Raw genomic sequence first — 23,470 nt, forward strand, 5'->3', positions numbered from 1 at the left:
CCGCCCGCTCGCCGTTCAGAGGGCAAGCTAATTGGGAGAGTTGAATTTTTCGTTATCTCAAAGACTTGGTGAGGACCGCGTTAACCGCTGGTTTTCACTTCCCGGCAAGCTTGAACGCATACTTTTTGGTCATCGATCAACGCGGCCGCGCATCCTTTTGCGGCTGATTTCCGGGGGACCGCCCATGATTCGGAAGCTGATACTGGGGACCGTGCCGGCTCTCGCACTGATGAGCACCAGCGCCATCGCCGCCGTTCCCGAATGGAAGGTGAGCGAAGTCAGCGGCAATGTGCAGCTTTCGGAAGGCGGGCGATCCCGTGCGGCCACCAAGGGCGCGCTGCTCGCATCGGGAGCGATGATCACGACGGCGCGCGGGGCGCGAGCGGTGATCGTGCGCGGCCAGGAATTCGTGGTGATCTCGCCGGGCACCCGCATCCGCGTGCCGGCGGCGGACAGCCCCAACAAGATCATGCAGCTGATCGAGGATTGGGGCTCGGCCCTGTTCAAGATCGAGAAGAAGAGCACGCCGCATTTCGGCGTCCAGACGCCGTACCTCGCCGCAGTCGTGAAGGGCACGACCTTTACCGTAACGGTCGGCCAGGAAGGCGCGGACGTGAAGGTGACCGAAGGCGCGGTCGAGGTGTCGACGCTGGACGGCGGCGCTTCCGATCTGGTGCGGCCGGGCGTGGTCGCGACGGTCGGCAAGAGCGACGTCTATAAGCTGACGGTGCAGGGCGACGAGACCAAGGTGCTGAGGTCGGAGAATGCGCCCGCGGCCAGCCTGGTAACCACGCCGGCGGTGCCGGAGCCGGTCCGCATCGCCGCGGTCATCACCGAGGAGCCGTTCTCGCTCGAGGAAGCGACCGGGGGCATGCTGGAAGGCGGATCGGCGGCCGAGATGGTGCAGGCCGACTTCATCGCCCAGAGCCGCGCGGCCGAGGAAATCGAGCTGCCGACGTCCGGCGGCGGCGGCGGCGCACAGCCGGAAGATCCGGGCAAGCCGGATGATGTCGGCAAGCCCGATGATGCCGGCAAGCCTGCCGATCCCGCCAAACCGGAAGAGCCCGGCAAGCCCAATGATGCGGACAAGCCGGGCGGCGGCAAGCCGGAAGATCCGGGCAAGCCGGGCGACCCTGGCAAGCCGGACGATGCTGGAAAGCCGGAAGATCCTGGCAAGCCCGGCGACCCGGGCAAGCCTGACGATGCGGGCAAGCCTGCCGATCCGGGCAAACCCGGTGAACCCGGCAAGCCCGCTGATCCCGGCAAGCCCGATGATAGTGACAAGCCGGATAATCCGGAGAAGCCCGATGACGTCGGCAAGCCCGACGACAAACCAGGCAAGGACGACGATGGCGACAAGCCGGGCAAGGGCGACGGTGACAAGCCCGGCAAGGACGACGACGGCGACAAGCCCGGCAAGGACGACGATGGCGGCAAGCCCGGCAAGGACGACGACGACGACGACAAGCCCGGCAAGGACCACGACCACGACAAGCCGGGCAAGGATGACGACGGCGGAAAGCCCGGCAAGGACGACGACGGCGACAAGCCCGGCAAGGACGACGACGACGACAAGCCCGGCAAGGACGATGATGGTGGCCGCGGCGATGATGACGACGATGATGGCGGGCCGGGCAAGGGCGGTGACGACGATGACGATAGCGGCCCGGGGAAGGGCGGCGGTGACGACGATCGCGGCGATGACGACGATCGCGGCGATGACGATGATCGCGGCGACGACGACGACAAGAGCAGCCGGGGCAAAGACAATGTCGATGCCCAACTGATCACGGAAATGCCGAGCATTCTGACCGACACCGTCGGCTGAGCCAGTGTCGTGGCTGGAGGCTCAAGCTCTCATTTGATCGATCGACGGCGGCCCCTCCTGCTCGGGGCCGCCGCTGGATTCGGGCTGCTCTCGCTGGCGACCGGCCTCGTCGGCGGGATCGATCACAGCCTGCGTGAGCTCCGCGACGCCATCCGCTCCCATCCGGCGAGCGGCGAGGTCCACGTCATCGAGATCGACGCCCGCAGCATCGCCAGCATCGACCGCTGGCCGTGGCCGCGCAGCGTTCATGCCGCCGCTATCGACCGCCTCCATCAGGCGGGCGCGCGTTCGATCGCGTTCGACGTCGACTTCTCGGCCACGTCCGATCCGCGCGAGGATGCGGCCCTTGCTGCCGCGTTGCTCCGTGCAGACCGGAGCGTGATCCTACCGACCCTGCGCCAGCAGGCGGGCGCCGGAAGCTCGGACTATGTCGACAGCGTCCCCGCCAAGGCCTTTGCGGACAAAGCGTTTCTCGCCGCCGTCAACGTCGTTCCCGACGCGGACGGAAGCGTCCGAAGCATGCTGCTGGGCGTCGAGACCAAGGGCGTGCCACGACCTTCGCTGGCGAGCATGATCGCCGAAAAGAATGCGGAGATCGGCAGGGATTTCGAAATCGATTTCTCGATCGAGCCGAGCTCCATCCCCCGCCACAGCATGATCGATCTGATCAACGGGCGAATTCCGAAGGAGCAGCTCGCCGGCAAGCGGATCGTGGTTGGAGCGACCGCTGTCGAGATCTGGGATCGCTATGCGGTCCCGCGCCATGGAGTCATCCCGGGCGTGGTGATCCAGGCGCTGGCTGCCGAGACGCTGATGGCGGGCCCGGTGCCGACCAGGGCGAGCGGATTGTGGCCGCTGCTGATCGCGCTGCTCAGCATCCTCAACGCTGTGCGTCCCGGACCGCGGGCTCGCCGCATCGCCGCCTTCGCCGCGGCGGGGGCAACGATCCTGGCGCTGCCGCTGGCGACGGAGGCGGCGTTCGCGATGACGCTGCCGGTCGCGCCGGCGCTGGCGGCGATGCTGATCGCGGCGATGATCGCCGGGGCCTATCTCTACGACGAGGCGCGGCGCTCAACGAAGGATCCCGATACCGGCCTGCCCAATCTTCGCGCGCTCGCCAAGGTGGCGTCTGACCGGCGCGGGTCGGCCAACGTTGTCGTGGCACGGATCGACCGCTTCGCGACCATCGCGGCCGGGCTCGGGCCGGCGGCGGCGGCGAATCTCGTCAACCGTATCGCCGACCGGCTGCGCTTCGCCCATGACGAGAAGACGATCTTCCGCGTCGACGATGCGACCCTCGCCTGGATCGAGGGCAGCGGCGACGAGATCAGCCTGGAGGACCGGATCGAGGCGATCGCGGCCGTGATGCGCTCCCCCGTCGACTGCGGGCGGTTGGTCGACGTGTCGCTTAACTTCGGCCTCGCGACCGGCGGCGGCGATCCGCAACAGCTCGTGGCCAATGCCTCGCTCGCCGCTTTCCAGGCCGTGCAGAAGGGTGCGCGCTGGCAGCGCTTTACCGAGGAGGATGGCGAGACCGCCAACTGGCATCTCTCGCTGGTCGCCGAACTCGACCTTGCGATGACGTCGGGCCAGCTCTGGAATGCCTATCAGCCCAAGCTGGATCTCGCTTCAGGGCGCATCATCGGCGCCGAGGCGCTGGTGCGCTGGCTCCACGACGAGCGCGGTCCGATTGCGCCCGACAGCTTCATCCCGCTGATCGAGGAGCATGGCCGCGCCCGCGACCTCACCGTCCATGTTCTCGAGCAGGCGATCGAGGATGCGCTCGAATGGGAGGAGGCCGGGCACCCGATCGGCGTGGCGGTGAACGTTTCCGCGACCCTGCTGACCGATCACGAATTCATCGAGATCGTCCGCCAGATCCTCCAGGGCAGCCGGCTGCCGACCGACCAGGTGACGATCGAAGTGACCGAATCGGCCGCGATGGACAGCCCGGAGCGGGCGATCGCCGCGCTGGAGAGCTGGCGCGCGCTTGGCGTCAACATCTCGATCGACGATTACGGCACCGGACAGTCCTCGCTCAACTACCTGCAGAAGCTCCCCGCGACGGAGCTCAAGATCGACAAGAGCTTCGTCCAGACGATCGGCAGCGATCCACGTAACGCCATCATGGTCCGCTCCACCGTCGCGCTGGCGCATGAGCTCGGCATGAAGATCGTCGCGGAAGGCATCGAAGATGCAGACTGCCTCAGGCTGTTGACGGAGATGGGCTGCGACACCGCGCAAGGCTATTATATCGGCCGGCCTATGGCCGCCGATGCCATGGCGGACTTCCTGCGCGAGCAGACGCGGCCCGCCGCCGCAGCCTAACGGCCGTAGATCCGGTCCAGCGCCTCCGCCACGTCGACCAGTCGCTCGGCCTCCGGATCGAAGCGCTCGCCGGCGGCAAGGCGCGTCGCCCAATTGCCGGCGGCGCGCCCGCCCCAGGCGTCCGGCGGCTCGGCGAGCATCTCGCGCGCGGTGCCGCGGAAGCGCTCGGCCGTGAAGTCGTAGAAAGAGCCGCCAGTGTTGGCGAGCCGGGCGCCGCCTTCGGTGCCGTAGAAGGCCGCCGAGATGATCGCATCGGTCCCCGCCTGCAGCCGCCACGAGCAGGAGAGCTGGACCACCGCCCCCGTCTCCAGCTCGAGCGTCGCCAGCGCATAGTCCTCCACCCGGTCGGCTTGATTTCGGAGCGGCTCTCCACCTGAGAACAGCTTCGAGGTAGCACCCACAAGCCTTGGAAAATCAAGGCTCCATAGCGCGAGATCGACGAGGTGGACGCCAAGATCCATCACGCAGCCGCCGCCGGCGAGGGCAGGGTCGTAGAACCACGCTTTGTCCGGCCCGTAGGCGTTGTGGAACACGAGATCGGCCGCGTAGACGCGCCCCAGTTCACCCGTATCGATCAGCTCGCGGATGCGGCGCATGCCTTCGGTGAAGCGGTAGGACAGGTCGACGGCGAGCAATCGGTCCGCAGTGCGGGCGGCGTCGACCACGGCCCGCGCCTCGGCAGCGTTGCGGCCGAGCGGCTTCTGGCAGAAGACCGCGGCGCCTCGTTCGAGCGCAGCGATAGCCTGCTCGGCATGCATCGCGCTCGGCGTCGCAATGACGACGCCGTCGAGGCTGCAGTCGAGCAGTTCTTCGAGAGTGGAAGCATGCACGGCGTCGGTCGCGAGCTTCGCCGCCTCGGCCAGCATTTCGGGCGACGGGTCGGCAATCGCGGCGACGTCGATGGCGCCGGTGGCAAGCATCGCCTCCATCCGGTGCCGGCCGATCCAGCCGACGCCGAGGAAGCCGATCCGGGGACGCGGCGTCAAGGCGTCACCAATGCCTTCAGGAACCCGTCCGGCCGGTCGCGGGTGGCGTCGAGCGCCTCGCCGAGCCGGTCGAGCGGATAGCGGTGGGTATAGAGCGGGGAGGGATCGAGCCGTCCCGAGGCAACCGCCTCAACCGCTTCCCTGATGCCCTCGGCATAAGCCCTGGGATCGCGCTCATGGGCGTTGATGACGTCGATGCCGCGCCAGTTCCAAAGCCACATGTTGACCTGCCGCGGTCCGTCCTGATGGTAGCCGGCGACGATCAGGCGCCCGCGCTCCGCGGTAAGCTCCCCGGCGAGGTCGAGCGGCCATTGCTTGCCGACAGTCTCGATCACTCGGTCGCAGAAGCGGCCGCCGGTCAGTTCCTTCACCTCGGCGATGATGGCGTTGTGATCCTCCATCGGGATCGTCTCGCCGGCGCCGAACCGGCGTGCCACGTCGAGCGAGAAAGGGCGCCGGGAAATGGCGATGACACGCGCGCCCGCATCGGTCGCCAGCCGCGTCAGGTTCGCGCCGAGGAAACCAATGCCAATAATCGCAACATCTTGCCCAGCCTTGATGTCGGCGCGTCTGAAGATGTTGAAGGCGCAGCCGAGCGGCTCACCCGGAAAGGGTTGGCTGGCGAGCGAGGCGGGCAGGGGCACCACCGCCTCCGCTTCGGCGAGATCATATTCGGCGTAGCTCTTGTACGAGAGCGCGGCGACGCGGTCGCCCACTTTCAGCTCTTCGACACCGTCACCAACCGCGTCGACTACGCCCCAACCCTCATGCCCCAGAGCGCCCGGCTCGGTCGGAAACTGCATCCATTCGGGACCCGCCCATGGCGTCAGGTTGGACGCGCAAACGCCGCATCCCTCGAGCCGCACGCGCACCTGCCCCGGCCCCGGCTCCGGCCGCGCCACATCGTCGATACGCACTTCGCCCGGCCCGGCGAGCACCGCGGCCTTCATCATGTTCATGCTGTCTGAAATCTCCATCCTCGTTCGCCGTTACAATGCGCCGCGGAAGGGCTTGTTCCAGCGGTGAAACGAAGGAGCGGTGGTGGACGCACTAGGGCTCGAACCTAGGACCCGCTGATTAAGAGCGGGAACAAAGGGTGTCCGAGGACGTCCCAGCATCTTTTCTTCCCAATAGCTTGCGAGCTATTCTTTCCAAGAGTTTCCCAAGGCGTCCCGGGCAGGTGCTACCTAAGGTAGCGGCTTTTCCGGCGGGACCCGCTGATCGGAAAGGCGCCGGCCCATGTCCAAGGTAGCACCCCCCGAACCCGTCGTCCTCACGGACGCCAAGATCCGCGATCTGAGGCGGCCCAAGTCCGGTCAGATCGAGGTGCGCGACAAGTCCGTGCCCGGCCTTCGCGTGCGGGTCGGCACATCCGGGACGAAGTCCTTCGTCCTGCGCAAGCGGGTAGCGGGCAAGTACCGCAACATGGCCCTGGGGCGCTTTTCCGGACGCTTCGGCCTCGCCGAGGCGCGCAAGAAGGCGCGGCAGCTTCTCTCGGACATCGAGTCCAAGGCTGATCCGCTCGCGGCCCTGCCGCAGCCGCGCCGCCGTTCGGCCGCTGCCCTGACGGTGAGTGCGCTCTGGCCCGAATTCAAAGCGGCCAAGGCGCAGCTGCGGTCGATCGGAGAGATCGAGCGCGTCTTCAAGCGGCACATCCTCCCCGAGTTCGGTGACCGCGCGGCCGATCAGATCACGCGCAGCGAGATCACCAGGCTCATCGACGAGATCGCCCGCAATGCTCCGGTCATGGCTCGCCTGACGCTGGGCTATCTCTCTTCCTTCTATGGGTGGGCAATGCCGCGCCTCGACCGGCTGCAGGCCAATCCATGCCGCGACGCGGGGCGGCCGCCGGCGCCGAAGGCGAGGGAACGCGTGCTCAGCGAACAGGAAATCGGCGCATTGTGGCACGTGCTCGAAGGGGAGGGGAAGCCGTTCGGGCCTGCCATCAAGCTGCTGCTGCTGACGGGGCAGCGGCGCAACGAGGTGTTCGACGCGGACCGGGCGGAGTTCGACCTGGAGGCGAAGCTTTGGACGATCTCGCGGGAGCGGGCGAAGAATGGCGCAACCCACCTTGTGCCACTGACTCCTGCGCCGCTAGCCATTGTGAAGGAGCTGCTCAAGGACACGCGCAGCGAGAAGCTGCTGCCCGCCCGCGGCAACTGGGACATGAGCCCCAGCGGGTTCAGCAAGGCCATGCGGCGGATCAGGGAGTCGCTCGAGAAGGAAGTTGGGCACCCGGTGCCGCATTGGACGCTGCACGATCTGCGGCGGACCCTCGCGACGGGATTGCAACGGCTGGGAGTGAGGCTTGAGGTTACCGAGGCCGTCTTGAACCACCTCTCCGGATCGCGATCAGGGATCGTCGGAGTCTACCAGCGCCATAACTACTTCCACGAGAAGAAAGCAGCTTTGGCTGCCTGGGAACGGGAGCTGAAGCGGCTCGCACGCTTGCACAGGGCGAGGTCTCGGACGCAGCTCACCGCGCTGGCGGCGTGAACTGCCGATCTTGGCCGTTTGCCGACGGGCAGCTATCGGGCGCCGCAACCCGAATAGTTGCCGACAGCGCGTCGCTTTGTTTTTCCGTCCCATACCGTGTTGGGAAGTACGGCTTCATGGCTAGCAGAACATCCGTCTTCTGAAGCGGACGCCACGCATGCTTGACGCTCAGGCGAGCGCTCGCCGGAAGTGATCCGCGATGAGGGTGGCGGACTGGCGGATCGTTTCGGCGTCGTCGTAGAAGTCGAAATGCTTGCCTTCGGCCCAGCGCAGTTCCTTAGGCCCAGCCAAAAGGCGGTATGCCTTGCGAGCCTGATCCGGGAACGCAGCCTCATCCGAATGGATTAAGAGCGCAGGGGCTCTGACGCGGGCTGCTTGTGAGATCGGATCGAACTCCAGCCAGCGCTCCCATCCCATCACCGCGAACTCGTTGCGCCAAGGCCGGACGCCGCCGCCACGCTTTTCGTCCATGTAATACTCGCTCGCGCTGGCGCTTACCGCCTGCGGGTTGCCGGGTTCATAGGTCGGCACGATCTCGATGACGCCTGTCTCATCGTAGCGGACGCGCGCGGCCATGCCGGCGGCCTTCCGCTGATCCACGGCTTCCTGCCCCATCATGGTTACCATGAGCGACGGCTCACCGAACATCCCTGCGACGGCCGCGATCGCGCCGACATTGGGATCCTTGGCCGCAGCATACATGATCGTGCCGCCTGACGTGCAGATGCCCAGCAGACCTGTGCCGGAAACGTCGGAGCGCCTCTTCAGGAAGCGGAGCGCGGCGGACAAATCCTCGGCCTTCGATTCCTGGTCCTCATATTGACGCTTCGCGCCGCTGCTCTCGCCATAGTTGCGATAGTCGATGGCGAGCGCGATGATGCCCCGGCATGCAAGCTCGCCGGCGTAGAGGCCGCCCATCATCTCCTTGACGGAGCTCAACGATCCACCGACGGCAACCGCCGGATAGCGACGCGAAGGATCGTAGTCTTGCGGGAGAAACAGGTTCGCGACGGCCACGCCATCACCGCTCGAAAAGCTGACCTTCTCGGGCTTGGGTTCGTCTCGCTCGGTGAGTGGCTTCGACATGGCGTTTCCTATGCTGAGGAGAACGGCGCTCGCGCCGGCGCCGACTCCGAAAGCTCGACGCGTGAGTGATATGGACAAGAGCGCCCTCCTGTTGCGGCCTGCCGACAAGATGGTAATCTCCATCAGGATTGATAATCGCAGCTGACTTTCACGCGCTTTGAAGGCTGATTTGAAAATGAGGCCGGATCTACTCGACGGAATACTGGTCTTCACGCGCGTAGCGGAGCGAAGGAGCTTCACCGCCGCCGCCAAAGAGCTGGGTGTCACCCCGGCGGCGGTAAGCTGGAGCGTGAAGAGCTTGGAAAAGCGCGTTGGCGCACCGCTCTTGACCAGAACCACGCGTTCCGTCGGCCTGACCGAAGCCGGCGAGCTCTTCCTAGAACAGGCGCTGGTCGGAGTGACTCAGGTTGAGGCGGCCTTTGAGGCGGCCCAGCGGGTCGGGGCGAGACCCCAGGGGCGGCTGCGCCTCAGCGTCCCCTATGTCGCACATACCGTCTTGGTCCCGGTATTGAAGGGCTTCGCCGCCGCGTACCCAGATATCGAACTGGAACTGGTCTTCGAAGATCGCTTCGTGGATGTGGCGGCGGAAGGATACGACGCCGGCATTCGGATTGGCGAGATGATCGCTCAGGACATGGTCGCCGTCCGACTGACCCCACCCTGTCCCAAGGTCGTGGTGGGTTCGCCAGCCTATTTCGCGGAGCACGGCAAGCCGGAGCGGCCCGAGCAACTCGAACACCACGCCTGCATCAACGCACGATTGTTCGGCGGATCGCTCCATCGATGGGGGTTTGTCGAGGATCGAGGGCGGGAGGGCCAACGAACCTTTTCGATCGCGGTCAAGGGGCCACTCATCGTCAACGGACCCGCGATGTGCGTCTCGGCGGCGGTGTCGGGGGTGGGCCTCACCTACATCACTGAGGATGCCGTTCGACAGCTGCTCGACGAGGGGGCTCTGACGAGCTGCTTGGAACCGTTCCTACCCGAAAGCCCAGGCCTCTTCATTTTCTTTCCTAGTAGGAAGCACGTGCTTCCCAAGCTACGGGCGTTCATCGAGTTCTGCCACACGAAGCCGGATCTAAACGGATGAACAGGGTCGAGAACTCGGACCCTTCTCATCCTGTGTGAACTGACTGAATGGCAGCTTGCAGGAACTCGGCACCGCCGTCTAAACGGCTCAGAAGGGCACATAATCGACGCGGGACGTGGACGGCGGAAAATGGCCGTTTGCGGAATGGCGGGTTCCGGGGGCAAGAGGCGAATAGCTGCCCTTCCAGTCCGCCACTCAGCGACGGCAGCTTCCGACGAGACGGCGCCCGGTCATCACACCGGGAGTCCGCCACTCACATGAACAGCGCGCGGGCGATCTTCACGACCGTCTCGGCGTCAGGAGACGCACGCTCGCCCACCCGCTCCGCGAACACCTGCGCGGAGATGTCGCGGCGTCGCGGAAGGCGCTCGCGCTCCGCCGATGCCAGTGCCGGCGCCAATTCGTCATGAGTCAGGTCGGTGATGTAAACGGGCGAGCCGGGCTGCTGCCGCCAAGAGTCCGCAAGCTCGCCGGCGTCGAAGGCATCGAAGCCGGTGTCCTCCACCAGCGCCATCGCCACTTCGCGATCATGCGCCCGGTCACCGGCGACCGGCAGCGCAATACGACCTGCTTGCCCCTTAGGCAGGCCCTTCGTCTCGAAGGACACCATACCGATGTTGTTCCACGCTTTGGCGATCGGCCGTCCGAAATAGTCGCGGACAAACTCGCTCTCCGCTTTGCTCCCGTCGAGCTCAGGGTTCACGGGGTCGCGCCCGGGGAAGTAGTTGGAGATGTCGATCACCACCGTCTCCTCGGGCAACCCTGAGATCAGGGCACGGATCTTCTCGTGCCCCGGGTGGGGCATGGCCAGGATCACGACCTCCGCATCGAGCACCACGTCATCGGCGGTGGCTGCGGTCGCACCAGTCTCCAGCACCTCGGCTTCGATCGTGTCCGGGCCACGCGAATTTGCGGCCTTCACGTCATGGCCCGCCGCAGCGAGCTTGCGGGCAAGGTGCTTACCCATGAAGCCTGTTCCGAGAATACCAATCTTCATTGTGCCTGTTCCTTCTATTTGGGAATCGTCGTGCGACGGGCGGCGCAGCGCGCGCCGAGTCTCACATCTGCAGGACGCGGCTGATCCTGATGATCGTGGCGGCGTCGGGGTCCATCCCTGGGCCGAAGCGCTCTGAGAATATGGCGACCGAGAGGTCGCGACGCTTCGGGAGCCGGTCCCGCTCGGCTGCTGCGAGCGCAGGCGCGATCTCGTCATACCTCAGATTGGTGCAGTAGACCGGCGAGCCGGGTTGCTGGCGCCAAGAATCTGCAAGCGCCCCCGCGTCATAACCATCAAAGCCGGTGTCATCCATCAGCGCCATGGCGACTTCACGGTCACGGGCGCGGTCACCTGCTATGGGGATAGCGACCCGGCCCGGGTGCCCCTTGGGTTTCCTGTTCTCTGCAAAGGGCACGGTGCCGATCGCGTTCCAGGCCTTGACCACCGGTCGTCCGAAATAGTCCTGGATCCACTCGCTCTCGACCTGTCCCGCCTCAATCGCCGGGTTCACGCCATCGCGTTGCGGAAAATAGTTGGAGGTGTCGATCACCACGGTCTGCTCGGGCAAGGCCGCGACCAGCGGTCTGACCTTTTCGAAACCTGTGTGCGGCATGGACAGGATCGCAACGTCCACATCCCTCACCGCTTCCTCTGCCGTGGCGGCGCGCGCGCCGGTCTCCAGCACCTGGGGCGCGATCGTCTCCGGTCCGCGTGAGTTCGCGACCTTCACCTCGTGTCCGGCAGCAGCGAGCTTACGGGCCAGCGTGGTGCCGATGGTTCCGGCTCCGAGAATTCCAATTTTCATGGCTGCATATTCCGTTGAGCGAAAATCATTCGGCGGGGTGGCCCAGCGCCTCAAGCGCACGGTGAAGATCGCGAATGCCGGCTTCCGACAGCTGGCAGGCTGCCTTGATCTGGCCGTTGACGGCGCGGACCTCCGCCTCGATGGCGCGGCTCGCCTCGGTGAGGTCGACCAGCACCCGGCGCTCGTCGTTCAAATCGCGCGTGCGGGTCACCATGCCGGCGGCTTGCAGCCGCTTGAGCAAAGGGGTGAGCGTGCCGGTGTCCATGCCTAGGCGCGTGCCTAGCTGGCCAACAGTGCGTGGGGCGCCGTTCAGCAGCTCCAGGATCACCAGATATTGCGGAAAGGTAAGCCCCAGCGGCTCGAGCAACGGCTTGTGAAGCCGCACCACCCGGTTGGCCGCGCCGTACAAGGCAAACGACAGCTGCGCTCCCACGCTCTCCTGATCGACCGACATTCCCAATCGCCCTATTATGTTGTTCACTATTTAATGTCGCATTGCGGGATTGCAAGCTGCCCGTTCAGTCCTAATTGAGAGACACGCAATGCTTTTGCCCCTCGCAACTTTCTCACGGAGAGGTCCCAAGTGCCCGAGTCCAAGCTGTTCCGCGACGTTGTTCGTGAACGCCATTCCGTCCGCAGCTTCCTTCCCACGCCCGTAGCGGACGCATTGATCCGCGCCGTCGTGGAAGATGCTCAGCACGCGCCGTCGAACTGCAACACCCAGCCGTGGCAGGTCCACATCGTCTCAGGAGCGAAAAGGGATGCGCTCAGCAGAGCCATCCTCGCCGCCGACGAGGCCGGGCAACTGACACCGGATTTCAGCTTCGACCTCGGCCACTACCATGGAATCTACAGCCAGCGCGCCAAGTCGCAGGGAGCCGCTTATTACCAGGCGATCGGTGTCGCGCGCGAAGCCATTGATGATCGTCGGACTGCGGCTCGGCGCAACCTCGACTTCTTCGGCGCCCCGCATGTGGCCCTGCTGTTCATGCCCACCTTCGGTGACAATGTGCGAGCGGCTGGCGACATCGGCATGTACGGCCAGACGTTCCTGCTGTCCCTGACCGCCCACGGGCTCGGCGGAATCCCGCAGACGATGCTGGGGTTCTACGCCGAGACGATCCGTGAGGTGCTCGGCGTCGACCCATCCATGAAGATGCTGTTCGGCATCTCGTTTGGCTATCCCGACACCGAGGCATTGGGCAGCGCATACCGGATCGACAAGGCGCCTGTCGAAGACAGCGTCGTCTTCCATCATTGAAGCCGATGGCGAGGCGCCTAACAGGACGAACGATGTCATGACCGCTTTATCGATTCTCGAACTGGGCAGGGTGCGACAGGGGAGCGACCGGCGTGCCGCCCTCGACGAGGCGAGAACGCTCGCCCGCCACGCCGAAGCCTGGGGATACGAGAGGTTCTGGGTCGCAGAGCATCACAACATGCCGACCGTCACGACCGCCGCGACGTCGCTCGTGATCCAGCACATCGCTGCCGGAACCTCGACCATCCGGGTCGGAGCAGGCGGCATCATGCTGCCGAACCACGCTCCCTATGTGATCGCCGAGCAATTCGGCACCCTGGCCACGCTCTTCCCCGGGCGTATAGACCTCGGGCTCGGCCGGGCACCGGGCACCGATCAGATGACGCTGCGAGCCTTGAGGCGCGATCCGAGCAATTCGGATCACTTCCCCGAGGATGTGCTCGAGCTGCAGGCGTTCCTAGGTCCGGTTCGGCCCGGGCAGCGGATCGAGGCCGTCCCCGGCTCGGATACGAACGTCCCGCTGTGGATCCTGGGCTCGAGTCTCTTCGGAGCGCAGCTGGCGGCCGAGCTGGGGCTGCCCTACGGCTTCGCTTCCCACTTCGCGCCGCAAGCCTTGGACACCGCGCTCAGTATCTATCGCGAGCGGTTCAAGCCTTCGCAACAGTCAGGTGCACCCTACGCGCTGGTCGGGATCAATGTGATTGCCGCCGAAACCGACGAAGAGGCTCGCCGGCTGGCGACCTCACAGCAAATGTCGTTCGCCGGCATATTCAGGGGTGCGCGCAATCTGATGCAGCCGCCGATCGATGACATCGAGCTCTACTGGACCCCACTTGAGAAGACTCAGGCCTCGCAGATGCTGGCCTGCAGCGTCGTCGGGAGCCCCGAGACTGTCCGGCATGGAATCCGGAGCATGATCGAGCGAACCCGGGCCGATGAGCTCATGATCGTCTCGGACATCTTCGACCCGGAAAAGCGGCTGAGATCCTTTGAGATCATCGCGGACGTGAGCTCCTCCTTTTCCCGCTAAGAAGCCGTGCGGATGTCCGCTTCTGGCAGCTGCCCTTGCGGGTTTGAGTGGCTGCTGTTGCGCTTTGCGGACATTGTCGACCAAGCAGTCAGTCTTCGCTCGGCCACGATCGTGCTACCGTGGTCGCAAGGGCTCCGCTGCGACATAGTCGAGTGCCGAGCCATCACTGTTCGGGATGATCACCCGCGCTGTAGAACATGGGATTGTTGAGCCACGCGTCAACGGCGGATTGCCGCCAGCCTGCGCATCGCTCCGCGATGCGGATCTGCTTTGGAAAGGTCCCTTGGCCGATCTTCCTGTAGAGCGTCGACCGGCTGAGGCCGGTGCGCTCGAGAACTGTCTTCAGGCGGATGATGCGCTCCTCGCTATTAGACACGGCTTGCTCCTGAGATTGTGGCATCCCCTTGGGCGGCAGGAGCCGTCTTGCGATGTCCCGGCGCAAGGGGTTGGTGCACAGGATTCCATGAAGACGTAGTGCGATGCGTCGGGCGGGCATGTTCGCTGCGCCGCCCGAAGGCTGCCAGGCAGAGCCCCCCGCGCAGCGGCGGTGGGTTTCCGCTTGCGCTCCAGACGCGAGTCGCGGCCCTCGCTCGCGAAAACGTTCGGCGGCTGAGGGCCGAAAGGAGAGGGAGCCCCGGCGAGCTGCCGGGCGGGAGCGCCATCGTTCACGTCCCGGCGTCAGTTCGGGAAGCGGGTTCGCAATCATCTCCGTACTTCGGAGAAGCTGGCGCAGGCGCATGACTCTGTCAGGAAGGGGGTCAAGGAAATCCTGCACGACGGGCACGTGCCGATCTTTGAGGTGCTCGAACGCCAGCCGACCCGGCTTCTGTCGCTCGTCTCTGAGACCAATTTCGCGCGCGCCTGCCGCGGGCGCGGCTATGACATCGCCAATCTCCGGCGCCTCCAGAACGAGGCCGGGCCGCCGATCACCACGCGCGACATACCTACGGACTGGCTCTGGGAGTTCAGCCTCGAGGAGGCGATCGCTGACGCAATCCGCATCCGCCTCGCCTGTAAGGCCTGCGGAGAGGCCCTCATGATCGACGCCTCCCGCTTCCAGCAGCTGGACGCCGCGCCGAAGGATCTCCGAGAGATCAGGGAAGATCCTCTGTGGCGCGCCGAACCTTGCACCTCCTGCGGGCGGCGCGGCAGCCGGTTCGTCGACCTGGAGGTGCCCTGATTCGGCTCGGTTGGCGCGGCTGGGGCGCGCCTGGAGGGGAGGGGGCGGTCACCGGACGAGGGACGGGTGCGGAGAGGCCGCACCGGCTCTTCTCCGGAGACCATCAATGATCAGGACGATTCCTCTTAACAAGCTCATGCCGAGCCCCCGCAACGTGCGGCGGGCAATCGATGAGCAGGCCGACCTTCAGCTGAAGGCGGACATCGAGGCGAGGGGGCTGTTGCAGAACCTCGTCGTGGCCCCGGCGCGCAAGTCCAGGGGTCGATTCACCGTCGAGGCAGGCGGCCGCCGCTTGCGGGCCCTTGCCAGCCTCGCCGAGGAGGGGAAGCTGGCGGGGGACCACGAGGTCTGCTGCCTCGTCGTGGACGGCGGTCCCGCGGCGGCGCAGGAGGCAGGACTTGCCGAAAACTTCCAGCGGCTCGCCATGAACCCGGCTGACGAGTGCCTGGCCTTCCAGCAGCTGATCGAGCAGGGCGCCGACGTCGAGGGCATCGCCAGGCGGTTTGGACTTACCGCGCGGTTCGTCGAAGGACGGCTGCGCCTCGCGAGCCTCGCGCCGGTGGTGTTCGAGGCGCTCGGCGCCGGCGAGATCACGCTCGACGTCGCCAAGGCCTATGCGGCGACGCCGGATCGGGAGCGGCAGGAGTTCGTGTTCGAGCAGGTGAACCGGAGCTACATGGCGCAGCATCCCGACAGCATTCGCCGGATGATGACGCAGGCGACGGTGAGCGCGTCCGACCGGCGGGCCAAGTTCGTGGGCGAGGAAGCCTATGTCGCCGCCGGCGGCCGGATCGAGCGCGACCTCTTCTCCGACGAGGACGGCGCGCGTTGGCTCGACATCGCCCTGCTGGAGCGGCTCGCGACGGAGAAGCTGGAGGCGGTCGCCGCCGAGACCGCGGCTTCGTCCGGCCTCGCTTTCGTGCGGCCGACGCTGGAGAGCTGGGCCGGCTACGACGTCACGCGCGGGCTCCAGCGGGTGCAGCTCGAGTCGCCGCCGCTGGCTGACGAAGAGAACGCCGAGGTCGAGGCGCTCGAAGCCGAGACGGAAGAGCTGATCGGCCAGCTCGAGGACGAGGAGACGTCCGAGGAGGCACGCGAGGCTGCCGAGGCGCGGGTGCGGGAGATCGGCGCCCGGATTGATGCGATCACGGACAAGCCGCCGGTGATCCCCGACGACCTGAAGCCGCGGATCGGCACCTTTCTGCTGCTCGACGAGGCCGGTCAGCCGCGGCTCGACACAAGCTATTACGTGGAGCCGTCTGACGAGCCCGAGGAGTCGGACGAAGCCGGCACTACCGACGCGGGCGCCGACCGGCAGGAGGCGCCGGTCATCGTGGCGCCGCCGCCCAGCAAGGAGGTGACGCTCTCCCAGGCGCTCGCCGACGAACTGGCGATCCAGCGGCGCGACATCCTCGCCGTCCATGTGGCGGCCGATCCGGCGCTGGCACTGGACCTTGCCATCTTCCTGATGATCGACCGCGAGGCGGGCTACTCGTCGGGGAAGAGCGGATCGTCGCTCGTCGCGCTGCCGCCCTCCGACCCGGTGTTCGGCTTCAAGACGCCGGATGCGGCAGCGACGCGCGCCCGCGCGGAAGCGGCCGAGGCGCTCGACCGCAGCTGGACGGCGGCGGACACGCGCGCCGGCCAGTTCGACGCCCTCCGTGCCCTTCCCAACCAGGCACGGGCAGCCTGGCTCGGCCATGCGGTCGCCCGAACGCTGGAAGCGAGCATCAACCTGCCCGCCGGCCGGACCTGTCCGTTCCACGATCATCTCGGGCATCTGCTCGGGATCGACGTCGCCAAATGGTGGAGGCCGACCGGCGCCAACTTCTTCGACCGGGTGCCGAAGAGCGTGACCCTCTCCGCCCTGGAGGAGATCGGCGGCGCGGCCTTCGCCTCCGGCTATTCGAAGTCGAAGAAGGCGGAGCTCAGCGAGACGGCCGAGCGCATCTTCGGCGGGCACGTCGCTCCCGCCGATGTGAAGGAGCGGGCGCTCGCATGGGTGCCGGACGCGATGCGGTTCGCCGCGGCGCCGGAAGCAGCGGCGAGTGTCCCGGATGAAAGTCCGCCGTGGGAGGATCCGAGCGAGGATACGCCCGATACGGCGGAAGTCGGCTCCGGTGCGGAGGAGCATAGTGGCGGGGAAATCGCTCCGCCGGCGTCAATCGCACCGGAAGGAGAACCATGCGTCGGCCGCGGGTCCTCGCGTCGGAGGAAAGGGAGCGGCAAGGAAGCGGACGGCGGCGTGCCGCCCGTAATGCTGGAGGAAGCGGCCTGACGTCTGCGGCCGGTTCCTTCGGGGTGGCGCTTCGGCGCCGCCCCGCCTCGCCACGGGCTGGGGACGGTGACCGGAATTAGTCAAAAGCGGCCGCAGGGATCGCCCAAAGGGATATGCAGGCGCTCCCCACTATCCGCCGCGATCGACCCCGGACAACGCGCCTAGCTGAGGTGCCTCACTGAACAGTCGGCCATCACCCCAGCCGGAAGGGGCGGCGACGCTTCACAGGAGATTGGCAAGGATGGCGCAACAGCCGGAACGGATCGCCGCCCGGAATCCCCGCCGTCCCCACCCCGTGTCGAGAATTTGCTGAGTTCGGTCTTCCAACGCTACTTGTGCGCCAACGGATAGGCTGGTGCGAGGTCCGTCCAGGGCCCCCATTTTCAGCCAAGGAGAGTCCGCCGCAGAACGTTCGATGTGCCATCGCTTCGTTGTTCCTCTTCGACCACGCGGGAAAACCGAGTATCAGGGGGCATGTCCGACGACATTGAATATCTGGCGAACTACAAGCCAAACCAGCTGTACACGCACCCCGCGCCCAAAGGGGCGTTCGCCACCATCGTGGCGGAGAGCGAGGACGACCTAGGCGAGGTGGAAATCACGCCCCGGTGCAAACTGGCAGTCAAAGCCTTCTACGTCTCCGACCGACGGGACTTCGGCTCGCTCAAGATCACCAAGCTCCGCTACCACAAGCGGCATCAGTGGGTCGAGGACGGCCATATCCAGGTGAACTACTGCCAAGCCGCGCAAATGGCGCAGCTGCTGTCGATCATCTCGCGCCTTGACCTCTCGGAAGCTACGAAAACGAGAGTCTCCCTCGAAAATGTCGATGTTGCCGCGCTGGGCACGCTGTTAGCAACCGACAAGGGCCCGGCAATCGTCAAGGCACTCGCCGAAACGCCGTCGCTCCACCAGGACATCTACGCCGTAGCGGCAAAGCGACAGGCGCTCGGCGAATTCGAACGGATGTTTGGCGCAGGCCACAATGAGCGCGAATGGCAGGCGTACTTCGAACGAAATCCTTGGGTATTCGGCCACGGCTTGAATTACGTCTTCCTAGACAAAGTGGGGCCGAAGCTAGAGACACGCACAACCGGGAATGCATTCGACCGGCACGGCAAGACCGTCGACGCGCTTATGAGGACCCGCGCTGAAATCAGCCAGTACGTTCTGATCGAAATCAAAAAGGACGCCACGGACCTGTTGCACAAGGACACGTACCGTGCGGGCTGCTGGGCTGTGTCAGGCGAGCTTTCCGCCGCCGTAACCCAAACGCAAAAGACGGTGTTCGAGTTCGCGCGCGACCGGTTTCGGGACGTGCTGAAGGATCCTGACGGCAACGATACCGGCGAACTCGCTTATTCGCTCGAACCGCGCAATTACCTCGTGATTGGCAACATGGCTGAACTGCTTGGGAATGACGACAAGATTGCGTGCTTCGAACTCTACCGTCGGAACACCAGGTCACCAGAAATCATCACGTTCGACGAACTGTATCAGCGGGCGCGTTGTATCGTTGAGAATATCAGCGCCGAAGCTGGCGACACGAGCGACGAGGCGAGCGACCGAGCATACAACGCAGGCGACGATTGGGAACCGCCGTTCTAAGCTACCTACCCAGCGCGGCCGGGTTCGCGTGTGGGCGGCTTGGTAGGATCGTCAAGCATCCCCGTTCGTCGTACGAACGCCCACCATTCGGTCACCATCCCGTACAAGCTTTCCGCGGGAGCGGGAACATCGGCTTTTGCCAAGGCTTCGGCGCACTGGACCATATCGAACATCGCACAATGCAGGGCGAGAACGATCGGCATGTACGGATCGGGGGCGAGAACCAGCCCTCCCGGACCCTCGTGGAGGCCGAGCATATTGATGCTGTACAGGTCGTAGTGGGCGACCGAACTCCCCTGTCGATAGATGCTGTCGTAGAACCCGAATAGCTTTTCACGATCAACGCGGCTGGCAGTGATACCAGCGAGATCGTCCCTTCGCCGCGCCATTTGATCGATCGGCGTATTCCGCCAGTAGGCGAACCGCTCCCGCACATAAGGCGGCGCTTCGTCGAGCCCGTCGTCTAGATCGACGACCGGATCGATGCCCGTTTGCTTGAAGGCGTGCTTGAGCCGGTTCCGCGTCAGGTAGTAGTCGGCGATGTAGCGATACCATTCGCGGGCGTCGGATTGCCGCGCAAGCCACGAAAAGCGAACGCACTGCTCGAAACGATCGCGGCAGAGCGAAAAGGCTGGATGTGTCAGGGCCCAGCTCGCGTTCAGCCGTAATCCCACGCTCGACGCTTCTGCGACGTACATCATGCGGCGGATCAAGTCAGTCAGGGGACGGGACAGGTCCGCTTCGACGATGCGCGAATGGTAGAGACTGAATGCGCGCACGCTCAAACCGTGGAAGGCGCTGAACGCCGGGTTCGACACGTAGTCCCCGAGGTGATCAAAAGCCCGCATACGTTGCGGCAATCTAGCAAGAAGCGGACGCCCCCGTTAGGGGGGCGCTATCGTTTGAATATGTCCATGAAGCTGATCGTGCCGCTGAACAGGGCATGCGCCACTAGCTGGGATCGGCTCACGGCATCGTAGTTGGCGCGGGCGTGCTTCACGTACTGGTGCACCGTCTCCGGGCTTATCCCGAGGATCGTCGCGATTTCTGAATCCGACTTCCCGCGAGCAATCCAGATCAGGCAATCTCGCTCGCGGTCGGAAAATCGCGCGGGGTCGCCTTGCTTCTGATGATCGCGCTTCACCAGGCGCCTAGCGGCCTCGAAAGCGAAGGCGCCGACCAGCTGCGCCGTCGCCAGGTGCTCCGACTGCAGCCGTCTCCCGCCAGCGGTCGCGAACGAGCAGGAGCCGTTCACCTCTCCAGGCACATGCGCAGGGACGGTGAAGCCATCGCCGAGACCTTGTTTCGCCGCAGCCTCTAGTACCGCCCGATCCATGCGCGTGAGAGGGATCATCTTCGGCAGCTGCGACCAGGTGAACCCGACCAGCGTCATCTGACAGGCGCGGTGAACTGGATCCGTCCGCCCCAGCTGCTTCCCGATCGTAATACTGCTCCCACTCCTCGGGATAATTGTGGATGCGGATGGCGGGCTCGGATGAGCTGCGAAGGTCCACATGATGGCTGAGCGCGAAGTGGCGGAAGCCCAGCTCTCTGGTGATTTCCGCGAGGATCGCCCGCAGCTCCGCTTGGGTGCTTGCGGAGCTAACTTCGTCAACGAATGCACCAACTCGTTCGAACATGCCGAACCGCTGCGTTCCGCACGGTCACGAGGGGCGTACCAAGCTCGCCGGGTCCACGTGCCGCCCTCATAGGCCACGCTCCGGGATCTCACTCCGCAACGTGACCGCCAATGGCTGCGGCCGCGCTCACCGAACAAGTCAGCGAGCTTGTCCACCGCGCGACTATGACAGCAGATGGCGTGGCCGCGCAATTCCCCCAATTGGGGGAATAGCTTAGCCTAGGTTGGACTATAGAGGAGAGGGAGCCTCCGCTGCTCGGCTCGACAGGAGCCGGTCAGAATTCGGAGACCCCCCATGAAACATGTAGCCAGCCGGCGTTCGCCGGCCGAAATGATCACGGCCGCCATCGTGGAGCGGCTTGAAGCCGGCACGCGGCCATGGGTACAGCCGTGGACCGGCGCCTCGGTTTCGAGGCCGCTGCGCGCCTGCGGCACGCCGTATCAGGGCATAAACGTCCTCTGGCTCTGGATGGCGGCCGAAGCCGCAGGTCATGCTTCTCCCTTCTGGATGACCTATCGCCAGTCGCAGCTGCTCGGGGGACAGGTGCGGAAGGGGGAACGCGGCACCGTCGGGATCTTCTACCGGGCCTATCAAGCCGAGGAAGCCCACGAGAGCGACGAAGATGCAGGCCCGCGGACCCGCCGCGTCCTCAAGAGCTTCACCCTGTTCAACGCCTGCCAGATCGACGGACTGCCCAGCAGGTTCTTCCCGGAGCCGCGGCCTCTGCCACCGGGGACGGAGCGCGATGTGGCGCTCGATGCGTTCTTCGCAGCGGTGCCTGCGCGGGTCCGCCATTGGGGCGCAGAGGCCTACTATTCGCCGGGCCTCGACCAAGTGACGATGCCCGAGGCCGGGCTCTTCCGAGACCTGGACCATTACCGCGCCACACTCGCCCACGAGCTGTCGCACTGGACCGGCCACGAGAGCCGGCTCGCGCGGCAGATGGGCGGCCGGTTCGCTAGCGACGCCTATGCGATGGAGGAGCTGGTGGCGGAGCTTTCCTCGGCGATGCTCGGCGCCGAGCTTGGGCTGCCGGTGGACCATCTCGACCATCACGCCAGCTACCTCGCTTCCTGGCTCAAGGTGCTGAAGGCTGACAGCAGGGCCATCCTCACGGTTGCGGCTAAGGGCGAGGAGGCGGCCTCGCTGCTCCTGCGGCTGGGGCGAGGCGGGGTCTCGGGCGATTTCGTTGCCGGTGCGGCCGTTGAGGAGGCCGAGGCGCTCGCAGCCTGAGCGGGATCGGCCTCGAACCGAGGCAGCGCCGTTGGAAGTGCAGTCGCGTTGCTCCACACGTGCCGGAGTCGGCGCGGGAGAGGCCCTGCCCCGGCGGCGGTGGACCGCAACCCGCTTCGCCCGCGGCCCGTGTTGGCGTGCCGCTACGCCGACCCGCCTGCCCGCGCCAGCCGCGGCTTCGGGGTGTCCCGCCGCTCTTGCGGCGGTGCGGTCCGACGCCTTTGCCGGTGCTTCGGGCTCCCGGCGCCGATCCCCGGCGCGCTCAGGAGAGCCTATCATGCACACCACTCTTGCCGCCCAGCTCGCCGCTCTGGAACTCGGCCATCTCAACATTGCCGCACTCGATCGGGCGCCCTGCACCGATTCTGTCGATGCGGATGCGGCCGAACAGACCCTCATCGCGGTCTGGTCCGACCTGTTCGCGCTCTTCCCCGACACCGCTCTTGAGGACGATGCCGAAGAGCTCGGCTGGGCCTTCGTCAACCTGTTCCACCGTGCCGCGTTGAAGCGCTTGAGCCAGATCGACCGCGCTACCGACGAGATCAGATGCCTTCTCGCGTCCGGAGACGGCTCGGAGGTGCACACCTCGCAGCTCGAGAACGAGATCGCCCGTGCGCAGGCGGCCGAAGCTGCCATGCTGGCGCTTGAGAGCCTTCGGGAGACCGCTGCTCGCCTCTACCTCAACGAGACTGGCCACTCCTGGCGACCCGCGGGCGGTTCCCGCGCAAACCATGGCGCGGCTTTGACCTCTGCCGTGGTCGATGGCCGCGACTTCCTGCGGGCGCAGGCGGAGAGCCGCCGCAGGGGGGTCATGCCGGAGGGCACACCCGTCGTCTTTGCGGGCGGACGCCTGTCATTCCCGACAGATGAGCAGGCGAAGACGTTCGCCGGCAACGTCTGGGACACGCTCGACAAGGTTCGGGAGCATGTCGCCGATCTGGTCCTGATCCATGGCGGCGACACCAAAGGCGTGGATCGGCTTGCCGCCTCTTGGGCCGAGCGGCGCAGGGTGCCCCAGTTGGCCTTCTCGCTGGACCGGCGCCTCGGGCAGCGCGCGGGCTTTCGCCGCAACGAGCAGATGTTGTCGCTCAAGCCCCGCTACGTGGTCGCGTTTGCCGGCAGCGGCGTCGTGGAGCGGCTCGTTATCCAGGCCAAGGAGCAGGGCCTCAGCGTCGTCGATCGGCGCGGGCCGCTCGGAACCCATCCGAAGCGCGCGGCCCGTGAGGCAGCGGCGGCCTAGGCGCCCGCAGGCCGGACCGGCTTCGGCCGGTCCGGCCTCTCACTGGCCTCCAGAGGAGAGGCCGCGGCGTGGCCTGCGGAGGTGCAGGCACGTCGCTTGGACGCGGCCGGCCCCCAACTTACGAGAGGAACGCCGCCATGTCCGACAGCCCCGATCCCGATCTCCTGCGCCGCCTGGAGGAGGCCATGCTGAATATCCCTAAGCTGCAGCGGGAGATCTTCATGGCCCACCGCCTGGACAACATGCCCTACGGTGAGATCGCCCGCCGCACCGGCCTTACCGTGCGTCAGGTAGAACGTCACATGGCCCGAGCGATCTACAAGCTTTCGAAGCAGCTGGACGGCCGGAAGCTCAGCTGGTGGGAGCGCCGGTTCTGACCATCAC

General features: G+C 65.7%; 21 protein-coding genes and 1 pseudogene. 12 read left to right on the forward strand and 10 right to left on the reverse strand.

Features of this window, described 5'->3' with window-relative positions; genetic code table 11:
- Positions 1-184 precede the first annotated feature (184 nt).
- Both AC5JBD_RS14450 and AC5JBD_RS14455 read left to right on the forward strand, forming a co-directional pair.
- Entirely contained in the window at positions 185-1,828 is a 1,644-nt protein-coding gene (locus AC5JBD_RS14450) for a FecR family protein (protein WP_495722512.1), read from the forward strand.
- Positions 1,829-1,861: 33 nt separating this feature from the next.
- Positions 1,862-4,156 carry an EAL domain-containing protein gene (locus tag AC5JBD_RS14455; RefSeq protein WP_495722513.1) on the forward strand — a complete coding sequence of 765 codons (2,295 nt, stop codon included), beginning with the start codon at positions 1,862-1,864 and terminating at the stop codon, positions 4,154-4,156.
- Here AC5JBD_RS14455 and AC5JBD_RS14460 read toward each other — a convergent pair.
- Positions 4,153-5,142 carry a Gfo/Idh/MocA family protein gene (locus AC5JBD_RS14460; RefSeq protein ID WP_495722514.1) on the reverse strand — a complete coding sequence of 330 codons (990 nt, stop codon included), beginning with the start codon at positions 5,140-5,142 and terminating at the stop codon, positions 4,153-4,155. The genes AC5JBD_RS14455 and AC5JBD_RS14460 overlap by 4 nt on opposite strands.
- The gene (locus tag AC5JBD_RS14465; protein ID WP_495722515.1) at positions 5,139-6,101 is read right to left on the reverse strand and encodes an MDR/zinc-dependent alcohol dehydrogenase-like family protein; all 963 of its coding nucleotides are present in this window, start codon (positions 6,099-6,101) and stop codon (positions 5,139-5,141) included. Before AC5JBD_RS14465 ends, AC5JBD_RS14460 begins: the two co-directional genes overlap by 4 nt.
- Positions 6,102-6,381: 280 nt before the next feature.
- Between AC5JBD_RS14465 and AC5JBD_RS14470 the strand changes: the two genes are divergently transcribed.
- Entirely contained in the window at positions 6,382-7,638 is a 1,257-nt protein-coding gene (locus tag AC5JBD_RS14470) for a tyrosine-type recombinase/integrase (protein WP_495722516.1), read from the forward strand.
- Between the two features lie 168 nt (positions 7,639-7,806).
- On the opposite strand, the gene AC5JBD_RS14475 is transcribed toward AC5JBD_RS14470, so the two are convergent.
- On the reverse strand, positions 7,807-8,937 hold the full coding sequence (locus AC5JBD_RS14475; protein WP_495722517.1) for an alpha/beta hydrolase: 1,131 nt from the start codon (positions 8,935-8,937) through the stop codon (positions 7,807-7,809).
- Between AC5JBD_RS14475 and AC5JBD_RS14480 the strand changes: the two genes are divergently transcribed.
- A complete protein-coding gene (locus tag AC5JBD_RS14480) occupies positions 8,900-9,814 on the forward strand; it encodes a LysR family transcriptional regulator (protein ID WP_495722518.1) in 915 nt (304 codons plus the stop codon). The two genes, AC5JBD_RS14475 and AC5JBD_RS14480, sit on opposite strands and share 38 nt — an antisense overlap.
- A 253-nt stretch (positions 9,815-10,067) precedes the next feature.
- Here the strand turns inward: AC5JBD_RS14480 and AC5JBD_RS14485 are convergent, their stop codons facing one another.
- Genes AC5JBD_RS14485 through AC5JBD_RS14495 form a run of 3 tightly spaced genes read right to left on the reverse strand, consistent with a single transcriptional unit; the run spans position 10,068 to position 12,070 of the window.
- Positions 10,068-10,859, reverse strand: a complete 792-nt coding sequence (locus AC5JBD_RS14485) for an NADPH-dependent F420 reductase (RefSeq protein WP_495722757.1) — start codon at positions 10,857-10,859, stop codon at positions 10,068-10,070.
- Positions 10,860-10,872: 13 nt separating this feature from the next.
- Positions 10,873-11,670 carry an NADPH-dependent F420 reductase gene (locus AC5JBD_RS14490; protein ID WP_495722519.1) on the reverse strand — a complete coding sequence of 266 codons (798 nt, stop codon included), beginning with the start codon at positions 11,668-11,670 and terminating at the stop codon, positions 10,873-10,875.
- Positions 11,642-12,070, reverse strand: coding sequence for a MarR family winged helix-turn-helix transcriptional regulator (locus tag AC5JBD_RS14495; RefSeq protein WP_495722520.1), 429 nt, complete (start codon positions 12,068-12,070; stop codon positions 11,642-11,644). The genes AC5JBD_RS14490 and AC5JBD_RS14495 overlap by 29 nt, the downstream gene beginning before the upstream one ends.
- Positions 12,071-12,199: 129 nt before the next feature.
- Here AC5JBD_RS14495 and AC5JBD_RS14500 point away from each other — a divergent pair, with 129 nt between their 5' ends.
- Entirely contained in the window at positions 12,200-12,877 is a 678-nt protein-coding gene (locus AC5JBD_RS14500) for a nitroreductase (protein WP_495722521.1), read from the forward strand.
- Positions 12,878-12,914: 37 nt separating this feature from the next.
- On the forward strand, positions 12,915-13,907 hold the full coding sequence (locus AC5JBD_RS14505) for an LLM class flavin-dependent oxidoreductase (RefSeq protein WP_495722522.1): 993 nt from the start codon (positions 12,915-12,917) through the stop codon (positions 13,905-13,907).
- Between the two features lie 163 nt (positions 13,908-14,070).
- Here AC5JBD_RS14505 and AC5JBD_RS14510 read toward each other — a convergent pair whose 3' ends face one another.
- On the reverse strand, positions 14,071-14,283 hold the full coding sequence (locus AC5JBD_RS14510; protein WP_495722523.1) for a helix-turn-helix transcriptional regulator: 213 nt from the start codon (positions 14,281-14,283) through the stop codon (positions 14,071-14,073).
- A 408-nt stretch (positions 14,284-14,691) separates the two neighbouring features.
- Between AC5JBD_RS14510 and AC5JBD_RS14515 the strand changes: the two genes are divergently transcribed.
- The 3 genes from AC5JBD_RS14515 (at position 14,692) to AC5JBD_RS14525 (ending at position 18,973) form a co-directional block, all read left to right on the forward strand.
- Positions 14,692-15,087 (forward strand): hypothetical protein, encoded by a 396-nt coding sequence (locus tag AC5JBD_RS14515; protein WP_495722524.1) that lies wholly within the window; start codon positions 14,692-14,694, stop codon positions 15,085-15,087.
- 106 nt (positions 15,088-15,193) lie between these two features.
- Complete coding sequence (locus AC5JBD_RS14520; RefSeq protein WP_495722525.1) at positions 15,194-17,365, forward strand: ParB/RepB/Spo0J family partition protein; 2,172 nt, start codon at positions 15,194-15,196, stop codon at positions 17,363-17,365.
- A gap of 474 nt (positions 17,366-17,839) precedes the next feature.
- On the forward strand, positions 17,840-18,973 hold the full coding sequence (locus AC5JBD_RS14525; protein ID WP_495722526.1) for a Shedu immune nuclease family protein: 1,134 nt from the start codon (positions 17,840-17,842) through the stop codon (positions 18,971-18,973).
- A 5-nt stretch (positions 18,974-18,978) separates the two neighbouring features.
- Here the strand turns inward: AC5JBD_RS14525 and AC5JBD_RS14530 are convergent, their stop codons facing one another.
- The 3 genes and pseudogenes from AC5JBD_RS14530 to AC5JBD_RS14540 all read right to left on the reverse strand — a co-directional run.
- Entirely contained in the window at positions 18,979-19,821 is an 843-nt protein-coding gene (locus tag AC5JBD_RS14530; protein WP_495722527.1) for a hypothetical protein, read from the reverse strand.
- Positions 19,822-19,868: 47 nt separating this feature from the next.
- Positions 19,869-20,366, reverse strand: a complete 498-nt coding sequence (locus AC5JBD_RS14535; protein ID WP_495722528.1) for a helix-turn-helix transcriptional regulator — start codon at positions 20,364-20,366, stop codon at positions 19,869-19,871.
- Positions 20,367-20,466: 100 nt separating this feature from the next.
- Positions 20,467-20,613: pseudogene (locus AC5JBD_RS14540) on the reverse strand (transcriptional regulator); the annotation flags it as partial.
- 294 nt (positions 20,614-20,907) lie between these two features.
- On the opposite strand from AC5JBD_RS14540, the gene AC5JBD_RS14545 reads away from it, so the two are divergent.
- The 3 genes from AC5JBD_RS14545 (at position 20,908) to AC5JBD_RS14555 (ending at position 23,463) form a co-directional block, all read left to right on the forward strand.
- Positions 20,908-21,846 (forward strand): ArdC family protein, encoded by a 939-nt coding sequence (locus AC5JBD_RS14545; RefSeq protein WP_495722529.1) that lies wholly within the window; start codon positions 20,908-20,910, stop codon positions 21,844-21,846.
- A gap of 277 nt (positions 21,847-22,123) precedes the next feature.
- Positions 22,124-23,086: a DUF2493 domain-containing protein gene (locus tag AC5JBD_RS14550; protein ID WP_495722530.1), complete on the forward strand. Its 963-nt coding sequence runs from the start codon at positions 22,124-22,126 to the stop codon at positions 23,084-23,086.
- Positions 23,087-23,223: 137 nt separating this feature from the next.
- Positions 23,224-23,463: a sigma-70 family RNA polymerase sigma factor gene (locus tag AC5JBD_RS14555; protein ID WP_495722531.1), complete on the forward strand. Its 240-nt coding sequence runs from the start codon at positions 23,224-23,226 to the stop codon at positions 23,461-23,463.
- Positions 23,464-23,470: the final 7 nt, after the last annotated feature.

Source organism: Allosphingosinicella sp. (assembly GCF_059502505.1).

Coding starts and splice junctions, on each gene's coding strand:
- AC5JBD_RS14480 (WP_495722518.1), top strand. CDS start 8,900: ATGAGGCCGGATCTACTCGACGGAATACTGGTCTTCACGCGCGTAGCG.
- AC5JBD_RS14550 (WP_495722530.1), top strand. CDS start 22,124: ATGCACACCACTCTTGCCGCCCAGCTCGCCGCTCTGGAACTCGGCCAT.
- AC5JBD_RS14465 (WP_495722515.1), bottom strand. CDS start 6,101: ATGAACATGATGAAGGCCGCGGTGCTCGCCGGGCCGGGCGAAGTGCGT.
- AC5JBD_RS14505 (WP_495722522.1), top strand. CDS start 12,915: ATGACCGCTTTATCGATTCTCGAACTGGGCAGGGTGCGACAGGGGAGC.
- AC5JBD_RS14545 (WP_495722529.1), top strand. CDS start 20,908: ATGAAACATGTAGCCAGCCGGCGTTCGCCGGCCGAAATGATCACGGCC.
- AC5JBD_RS14450 (WP_495722512.1), top strand. CDS start 185: ATGATTCGGAAGCTGATACTGGGGACCGTGCCGGCTCTCGCACTGATG.
- AC5JBD_RS14535 (WP_495722528.1), bottom strand. CDS start 20,366: ATGACGCTGGTCGGGTTCACCTGGTCGCAGCTGCCGAAGATGATCCCT.
- AC5JBD_RS14495 (WP_495722520.1), bottom strand. CDS start 12,070: ATGTCGGTCGATCAGGAGAGCGTGGGAGCGCAGCTGTCGTTTGCCTTG.
- AC5JBD_RS14555 (WP_495722531.1), top strand. CDS start 23,224: ATGTCCGACAGCCCCGATCCCGATCTCCTGCGCCGCCTGGAGGAGGCC.
- AC5JBD_RS14470 (WP_495722516.1), top strand. CDS start 6,382: ATGTCCAAGGTAGCACCCCCCGAACCCGTCGTCCTCACGGACGCCAAG.
- AC5JBD_RS14520 (WP_495722525.1), top strand. CDS start 15,194: ATGATCAGGACGATTCCTCTTAACAAGCTCATGCCGAGCCCCCGCAAC.
- AC5JBD_RS14530 (WP_495722527.1), bottom strand. CDS start 19,821: ATGCGGGCTTTTGATCACCTCGGGGACTACGTGTCGAACCCGGCGTTC.
- AC5JBD_RS14525 (WP_495722526.1), top strand. CDS start 17,840: ATGTCCGACGACATTGAATATCTGGCGAACTACAAGCCAAACCAGCTG.